The organism is Pseudoalteromonas sp. SG41-1 (assembly GCF_014164575.1).
Classification (GTDB): Bacteria; Pseudomonadota; Gammaproteobacteria; order Enterobacterales; family Alteromonadaceae; genus Pseudoalteromonas; species Pseudoalteromonas rhizosphaerae.
The window spans coordinates 1-8,452 of record NZ_JACJFL010000083.1 but is presented as its reverse complement, the minus strand read 5'-3'; the positions used below and the strand labels follow the sequence as shown (position 1 = coordinate 8,452).

Here is an 8,452-nt window from a genome sequence, read left to right as displayed (position 1 = left end):
GTAAGCGGTAAGCGGTAAGCGGTAAGCGGTAAGCGGTAAGCCAAAAATTTGAGCGTTGCAAATTATTATGTCAACACTTAAAAAGCACTCGGACAGCTTAAAACTTATAGCTTACCGCTCTAAAGCTAAACTTTCATACACACATATTTTTCTTCGAGGTACTCGTCGAGCCCTTGGTGGCCACCTTCGCGACCAAGACCTGACTGCTTAACCCCACCGAATGGTGCGACGGGGTTTGATATTAACCCTTCATTAATACCTACCATGCCGTACTCTAACGCTTCGCTCACTCGGTATATTTGTTTCAAATCTTGGCTATAAAAATAAGCAGCTAAACCATAAGGCACATCGTTGGCCAGTGCCAAAACTTCAGGCTCTTCATCAAATACAATGATACTCACCACCGGGCCAAAAACTTCTTGATGGTAAATGTCCATCTCAGCAGTTACCCCATTTAAAATAAGCGGTGCTTGATAGTTACCACCAAGCTCAACATTATCACCTATTTGTACTGCACCTTTTGCTTTGGCATCTGCAACCAACTCTTGTACTTTTTGCTTAGCTTTAGGATAAATCAACGGCCCTATATCTGTTGCGTCATCAAGCCCATTACCGACTTTCAGTGCTGTAACTTTTTTAGCTAATTTATCAACAACTTGATCAAGCACGCTACGCTGTACAAAAATACGGTTAGCCGCGACGCAAGTTTGCCCGCCATTTCTAAATTTTGCCCCCATAAGTCCCATTACCGCTTCATCCAAATCGGCATTATCAAAAATAATAAACGGCGCGTTACCACCAAGTTCCATTGAAGTACGCTTAATAGTAGGGGCACATTGTGCAAGTAATTGCTTACCTACGCCCGTTGAACCGGTAAAAGTGAACTTACGAACAAGTTCAGATTTAGTTAGTAACTCACCCACCATTTTAGCGTTTTCAGAGAGCAATACATTAAAAGCGCCTTTTTCAAAACCGGCTTGGTCAGCCAAATAAGCTAATGCTAAAGCACATAAAGGTGTATGTTCCGAAGGTTTTAGTACAAAGCTACACCCAGCGGCATAGGCTGGTGCAACTTTACGGGTAACCATAGCAATTGGAAAATTCCAAGGAGTTATGCCTGCAACCACGCCAATAGGCTGTTTAAAACTAGTTAAACGATGATTGTCATCAGTGGCGGGGATCACATCACCATAGCTACGTTTGGCTTGCTCTGCGAACCACTTAATAAACCCAGCCCCATATTCAACTTCACCAAGGGCTTCTTTTAATGGTTTACCTTGCTCTTTAGTCATTAATTCAGCAAGGGTTTGTTTATGCTGCATAACCAGTTCAAACCAACGCATTAATACATTACTACGCGTTGTGGCATTGGTGGCTTTGAGTTTAATAAATGCGCCGTGAGCGGCGTTGATGGCTTTATGAACCCCATCATCATCGATATCACTTACCATCATGATGCTTTGCTGTGTAGCGGGATCATCAACACTAAAGTGTTTTTCAGTAGAGTAAAACTCACCGTTAATGAAAGAGTCGTTAAATAGTAGATTATCCATAAAACCTCCAAAGCAATTATTACGGCATATAGCCAATGTTATGTTCACCACCGATAAGTGAAAGGTACTAGGTCAAAGGCAAAGACTAGCTCCACCTAAAATCTAACATCTCAATACAACCGCGCGACATAAAGCCGCGCCTACACAAATTCAAACATTGATGCCAAACCGTAGCCGCGTGAGCGTAAATGAGAAGATATACCCTTCACTTATCTCTAAAGCGCAGCGCACTCTTAACCTCTTTGTGAATAAATCACTTAAATCTTTCGCGGCTAAAGCCGGCTCCTACGCAAATTCAAACATTGATGCCAAACCCGTAGGCGCGAGTTTACCTCGCGCAATTTTCCACCTTTATAAACAAAAACACCGCGTTCAAATTGAGCGCGGTGTTTTCTTTAAAGCTTAAGGCTTACAACTTATAGCTGCGCTTTAAATCAATGCTCTTCATTAACGATATTGAGATTGTACTTCGGTATTTCAACTATTAAGTCTTCATCACGGATTATTGCTTGGCAACCTAGGCGTGATTCAGGCTCTAAACCCCATGCTTTATCTAGCATGTCGTCTTCAAGCTCGTCACTTTCATCAAGTGAGTCAAAACCTTCACGAATAACTAAATGACAAGTGGTACACGCACATGACTTTTCACAAGCATGTGGAATACTGATACCGTTTTTAAGTGCAACATTAAGAACTGTTTCACCACTTGGTGCATCAATTGCAGCGCCGTCAGGACATAATTCCGGATGGGGAAGAAAAATAATTTGTGGCATTCTAACCTCTTTTAAACGTTGTCTACTGACTGCCCTTGCAGTGCTTTTTTGATCGATGCATCCATTCTTAACTCAGCAAATTTACTGCTGGCGTTATCAACTTTCTCAATGGCTGCTTTTATTTGATTTGGCTCGGTAGCTGTCTCACGAACTGTAACTAGCTTCGCTATTTCAGCGTTCAAGTTAGTTAATTCATGTTCAGCAAGTAAAGCACTGTCTGTTGCTAATGATGCATAAAGTGCTTCGATAACACGCAATGCTTCAACTTGTTGCTCTTTGAGCATACGCGCTTGCATATCATCTTTGGCATTAGTCATCGACTCTTTAAGCATATTAGCTACTTGGTCATCTGACAAACCAAACGATGGTTTAACCTGGATTTCAGCTTGTACGCCAGTTGATTTTTCCATTGCAGATACGCTAAGTAAGCCATCGGCATCGACTTTAAAGGTCACACGAATATGCGCCGCACCGGCTGCCATTGGTGGAATACCTTTTAAGCTAAATTTAGCCAATGAACGGCAATCATCAACTAGCTCTCGTTCACCTTGCAATACATGCAGAGACATTGCAGTTTGACCATCTTTAAAAGTGGTAAACTCTTGTGCTCGTGCTACAGGTATAGTGGTATTACGCGGAATAATCTTTTCCACTAAGCCGCCCATAGTCTCAAGTCCAAGCGACAGTGGTAATACATCAAGTAACAACATGTCTGAATCAGGCTTGTTGCCCACTAACACATCTGCTTGTAATGCTGCACCAAGTGCAACGACGCGGTCCGGATCAATAGAGGTAAGCGGCTCTTTATTAAAAAACTCAGCGACTTGGTTACGTACGATTGGCATACGGGTTGAACCGCCGACCATAACTACTTGCAGTACTTCGTCGTTTGTAATACCAGCATCTTTAACTGCACGGCGACACGAACGGAGTGTTTTTTTCACCAGCACCATGGCTAGTTCTTCAAACTTTTCGCGAGTGACTTCAACCGTGTATTTTTCATCATCAAACTCAAGACCAACATTCACTTTAGCATATTGGCTTAGTGCTTCTTTACAAGCTTTAGCTTTATTAATAAATAAGCGTAATACTGATGGAGATAGCGTCATCACACCGGTTTCACGTTTAAAATGATCCACTAATAATGAGTCAAAATCATCACCACCTAGGCTTGAATCACCACCGGTTGCCAGTACTTCAAATACACCTTGGTTTAAACGCAAGATTGAAATATCAAAGGTACCGCCGCCTAAATCATAAACTGCGATAATGCCTTCTTGGCCTGAATCTAAACCATAAGCAACCGCGGCTGCAGTTGGCTCGTTTAATAAACGCAGTACATTAATACCAGCAAGCTCTGCAGCATCTTTGGTGCTTTGGCGCTGTGCATCATCAAAATAAGCAGGTACTGTGATCACGGCACCTAAAATATCTTGCCCTGCAAAGCTTTCTTCGGCGCGTTGCTTTAATGCTTTTAAAATATCGCTTGATGCGGTGATTGGGCTGATGTTGCCAGCCGCGGTGGTAATCGCTAATGCGCCATCATGCTGACAAAAATCATACGGTAATTGGCCGTAGCTTTGCTCTATTTCAGCTTGAGTTTTACCTAAAAAACGTTTAACTGAAATTAAAGTATTTACAGGATCTTGTGTTGCAGCTTGAGCGGCAAGTTCGCCTACTGTTATACCATCAGCGGCGTAACGTACAACAGACGGTAACATGGCTGCGCCATTAACATCGGTTAATGTACGGGCTTCGCCACTTTGTACTGTCGCAACAAGTGAGTTGGTAGTACCAAGGTCAATACCAATTGCTAACTTATGTTCATGTGGTGCCGCGCTCTGCCCCGGCTCAGCAATCTGCAATAATGCCATAATGATCTTTAACTCTTGTTTGACTTACCAATGGTGCAGTAAGTTAGATAATTAATCGTCGAATAAACTGTCTTCAATACGCTCTAATTCATCTCGTAATTTATACACGAACTTTAATTTTCGAATGCTATCAGCGGCTAACTGCCATTGCTGCTCGTCATTACTTGCCAATTGCTCAGCAAGTTGCGCACTGTATTGGCTGTCTAGTTGTTTTATTTGCTTCTCGAACTGAGCAATCGCTGTGTCTGGATCATCGCTTGTGCTTAGCTCTTCAAGCTCTTCACGTAATTCCATTTGCTGCATTAAAAACAGTGGATCTTGTAGTGTTTGCTGCTCGGCACGAATATCAACACCCAATTCACTCAGCATATATTCTGCGCGTTTTACCGGATGCTTTAAAATTTGTAAGGCATCATTAATTTCTGCAGTATTTTGTACGGCTAATAACTTATCACGGCTGCTGGCATTGGCATGGCGATCTGGGTGAACAGCACGCTGGAGTTCGAGGTAATTCTTAGTTACTTTTGCCAAATCTACATTGTAATCAACGGGTATCGCAAACAATTCAAAATAGCGCATAATTCCAACCATGCCAACAATCTATTGGCTTAAAATTCAGATAGAACAAAGCCCTACAGGTGCAGGGCTTAAGAGTACAATCACTTTATTGTTTATACTGTGAAACTTTCGCCACAACCACACTCATCAGCTTGATTTGGGTTAATAAATTTAAACCCTTCGTTCAAACCTTCTTTAGTGTAATCAAGCTCGGTGCCATCAATATAAACTAAGCTTTTAGCGTCGACGATTACTTTAACCCCTTTAGATTCAAATACTTCGTCGCCTTCAGATAACTCGTCAACAAACTCAAGAACATATGCAAGACCTGAACAGCCCGTCGTTTTAATGCCTACGCGCAGGCCTAAGCCTTTTCCGCGATTTGCTAAAAATGATTCTACGCGGTTTACTGCCGCTTCTGTCAATGTCACTGCCATGATTTATCTCTTACTTCGCTTGTTTACTTTTGTAATCTGCAATTGCTGCTTGAATTGCATCTTCAGCTAAAATTGAACAGTGAATTTTCACTGGAGGCAATTCAAGCTCAGCACTGATATCAGTGTTTTTGATCATTGCAGCTTCATCTAATGTCTTGCCTTTAACCCACTCTGTTACAAGTGACGATGAAGCAATTGCGCTACCACAACCGTATGTTTTGAATTTAGCATCTTCAATTATACCTGCAGCTGATACTTTAATTTGCAGCTTCATTACGTCACCACATGCTGGTGCGCCAACCATACCCGTTGCTACTGATGGATCATTTTTGTCTAATACACCTACGTTACGTGGGTTTTCAACATGATCGATTACTTTATCACTATACGCCATAATTCTATCCTCATTACCTGCTAGTGGATGTGCTCATCAATTAATGATGAGCCCATTCAACTGAATCTAAATCAACACCCTCTTGATGCATTTCCCAAAGAGGAGACATCTCACGTAAGCGACCGATAGAGTTTTTCATTAAATTGACGGTATAATCAATCTCTTCTTCGGTGGTAAAACGACCAATACTAAAACGAATTGAGCTGTGTGCTAATTCATCGTTGCGGCCAAGCGCACGTAATACATAAGAAGGCTCTAAACTTGCTGAAGTACAGGCAGAACCTGATGATACAGCAATATCTTTAACAGCCATCAATAACGACTCACCTTCAACAAAGTTAAAGCTGATGTTAATTATTCCTGGTACTGATTGGTCCGGCGTACCGTTAAAGTACACTTCATCCATATCAGCCATAATGCCATCAATTAAACGCTTACGAAGCGCGCTGATGTGAGCATGATCTTTTTCGAAATCTTGTTTGGCAATTCTAAATGCAGCACCCATACCAACCAACTGGTGAGTCGCTAGCGTACCAGAGCGCATTCCACGCTCATGACCACCACCATGCATTTGTGCTTCTAAACGAGCACGCGGTTTACGGCGAACATACAATGCACCGATGCCTTTCGGGCCATATACTTTGTGCGCTGAGAATGACATAAAATCAACTTTAAGCTGTTGCACGTCGATTAAAACTTTACCGGCACTTTGTGCAGCATCAACGTGGAACATGATTTTACGTTCGCGACACATTTCGCCAATAGTCGCGATATCTTGAATTACACCTAGCTCGTTGTTTACATGCATAATGCTCACTAATACTGTGTCATCGCGCATTGTGTCGGCTAATTTTTGTAAATCAAGTAGGCCGTTTTCTTCAACGTCCATATAGGTTACTTCAAACCCTTGACGCTCTAGCTCACGACAGGTGTCGATCACTGCTTTATGCTCAGTTTTAGCGGTAATAACGTGCTTACCTTTCTTTTTATAAAACTGTGCTGCGCCTTTAATTGCAAGGTTGTTTGATTCTGTCGCACCCGAAGTGAAAACGATTTCACGTGGGTCTGCGTTAATTAAATCTGCGATATCAGTACGAGCTTGATCAATCGCTTCTTCAGCTTGCCAACCAAAACGGTGTGAACGTGATGCAGGGTTACCAAAATTGCCATCCATTGTTAGGCATTGCATCATTTCTTTTGCTACACGCTCGTCAACTGGCGTGGTTGCTGCGTAATCTAAATAAATCGGTAACTTCATTTCTTTCTCCGCTGGACGCCAACTTATAGTTGGCAGCTTACTTGAATATTTTCCAATTGCTTGAGTGCATTATTAACGCTGTTATCTTGGCGAGATGAAACTTCCTTCACATCTGACTTTTCCACCAATTCAGCAAGGGTAATACCGTTTAAAAAGTCTTCTATTCTGGAACTTAGATCAGACCATAAGGTGTGAGTTAAACACCGCATTCCGCTTTGACAGCCGCCTGTTGCACCATGGCATCGGGTTGCATCTATTGATTCATCAACGGCGTTGATCACATCACCAACCGAAATTGCATGCGTTTCTCGACCGAGTAAATAACCACCACCAGGTCCACGCACTGAGCTGACTAAACCACTTTTACGTAACCGGGCAAATAACTGCTCTAGATACGACAAAGAAATTTCTTGTCGTTCTGAAATATCAGCAAGGGGAACTGGCCCTACATTTGTATGTAGCGCAACATCCAGCATCGCTGTGACGGCATACCTGCCTTTTGATGTTAACTTCATGGAGCCCCCGCACTTAAGAGTGCAAATTTTAATTACCAGAGTAAAATAGTCAAGTATTAAATAAAGTCTAGGTTCTAGGTTCTAGGTTCTAGGTTCTAGGTTCTAGGTTCTACAAAGTTTATATAGCTCGATTCTAGTCAAGCTATTCCTAGTGCCTATATCTTCCTAGCACCTCAATTAACTTCAATACCCGACTGTTTTAGTCAAGTACTGTGTTCATTGTAATTACCTGAGTAATTTAGTCAAGTATTAGCGGCAAATAGTCTTATAACTTTCGCTTATTTAGTAGACTTATTTATTGAGGTTAAAATACCGCGCAAGATATTTAGCTCGGCATCTTCTGGGCGTGCACGGTTAAATAAACGACGTAGCTTAGTCATTACCATGCCCGGATGCTGCTTAATAATAAAGCCTGTTTCCAGTAAGGTTTGTTCTAAGTGTTCGTAAAATAACTCGGTTTGTTTTGAGCTTGGATACACAGCATCATCTACTGGCGTGGCTTTTGGTTGTTGATTTAAAAACGCCATACGCGTTTCGTAACATAAGGTCTGCACAGCCATTGCTAAATTAAGCGAGCTATATTCAGGATTAGCCGGAATACACACATGATAGTTGCACAGTTGCAGTTCTTCATTACTTAAACCACTGTTTTCGCGGCCAAAAACTAATGCTACAGGACCAGTAACAGCTTCGGCAACTAGCTTCTCACCACATTCACGTGGTTCCACCATAGGCCACGATAAAGTACGTGAACGGGCGCTAGTACCAATAGTTAGAGCACAACCTGCAATCGCTTCAGCAACTGTGTCAACTATCACCGCATTACCTAGCACATCAGTTGCACCGGCCGCTAATGCGCTGGCGTGGCTATCAACTTCACACGCTGGATCAACTAAATACAGTTTTGATAAGCCCATGGTTTTCATCGCGCGCGCCGCTGAGCCGATGTTACCTGAATGCGAGGTGTTTACTAAAACAATGCGGATGTCATCTAAGATCATTACTGTTTAACTCATACCAAAAAATTGCGCGAATTATAACATAGAGAAAAGCTGTAAGCAGCAAAGATTCTAGGTTCTAGGTTCTAGGT

The 8,452-nt window shown here is 42.2% G+C and carries 9 protein-coding genes; all 9 read right to left on the bottom strand.

Going from position 1 to position 8,452, the window contains the following annotated elements; translation table 11 throughout:
• Window positions 1-125: 125 nt before the first annotated feature.
• A complete protein-coding gene (locus H5203_RS22090) occupies window positions 126-1,553 on the bottom strand; it encodes an NAD-dependent succinate-semialdehyde dehydrogenase (protein ID WP_182820336.1) in 1,428 nt (475 codons plus the stop codon).
• Window positions 1,554-1,987: 434 nt separating this feature from the next.
• Window positions 1,988-2,326, bottom strand: a complete 339-nt coding sequence (gene fdx, locus H5203_RS22085; RefSeq protein ID WP_145236547.1) for an ISC system 2Fe-2S type ferredoxin — start codon at window positions 2,324-2,326, stop codon at window positions 1,988-1,990.
• Window positions 2,327-2,337: 11 nt separating this feature from the next.
• Complete coding sequence (gene hscA, locus H5203_RS22080; RefSeq protein WP_145236544.1) at window positions 2,338-4,200, bottom strand: Fe-S protein assembly chaperone HscA; 1,863 nt, start codon at window positions 4,198-4,200, stop codon at window positions 2,338-2,340.
• A gap of 51 nt (window positions 4,201-4,251) precedes the next feature.
• On the bottom strand, window positions 4,252-4,779 hold the full coding sequence (gene hscB / locus H5203_RS22075; RefSeq protein WP_149980539.1) for a co-chaperone HscB: 528 nt from the start codon (window positions 4,777-4,779) through the stop codon (window positions 4,252-4,254).
• Between the two features lie 92 nt (window positions 4,780-4,871).
• Complete coding sequence (iscA, locus tag H5203_RS22070) at window positions 4,872-5,195, bottom strand: iron-sulfur cluster assembly protein IscA (RefSeq protein ID WP_145236536.1); 324 nt, start codon at window positions 5,193-5,195, stop codon at window positions 4,872-4,874.
• A 10-nt stretch (window positions 5,196-5,205) separates the two neighbouring features.
• Window positions 5,206-5,589, bottom strand: coding sequence for a Fe-S cluster assembly scaffold IscU (gene iscU / locus H5203_RS22065; protein WP_145236533.1), 384 nt, complete (start codon window positions 5,587-5,589; stop codon window positions 5,206-5,208).
• Between the two features lie 40 nt (window positions 5,590-5,629).
• Window positions 5,630-6,847, bottom strand: a complete 1,218-nt coding sequence (locus H5203_RS22060) for an IscS subfamily cysteine desulfurase (RefSeq protein WP_149980538.1) — start codon at window positions 6,845-6,847, stop codon at window positions 5,630-5,632.
• A 23-nt stretch (window positions 6,848-6,870) separates the two neighbouring features.
• Window positions 6,871-7,362, bottom strand: coding sequence for a Fe-S cluster assembly transcriptional regulator IscR (gene iscR / locus H5203_RS22055; RefSeq protein ID WP_182820335.1), 492 nt, complete (start codon window positions 7,360-7,362; stop codon window positions 6,871-6,873).
• 278 nt (window positions 7,363-7,640) lie between these two features.
• Window positions 7,641-8,363, bottom strand: coding sequence for a tRNA (cytosine(32)/uridine(32)-2'-O)-methyltransferase TrmJ (trmJ, locus tag H5203_RS22050; RefSeq protein ID WP_145236524.1), 723 nt, complete (start codon window positions 8,361-8,363; stop codon window positions 7,641-7,643).
• Window positions 8,364-8,452 lie beyond the last annotated feature (89 nt).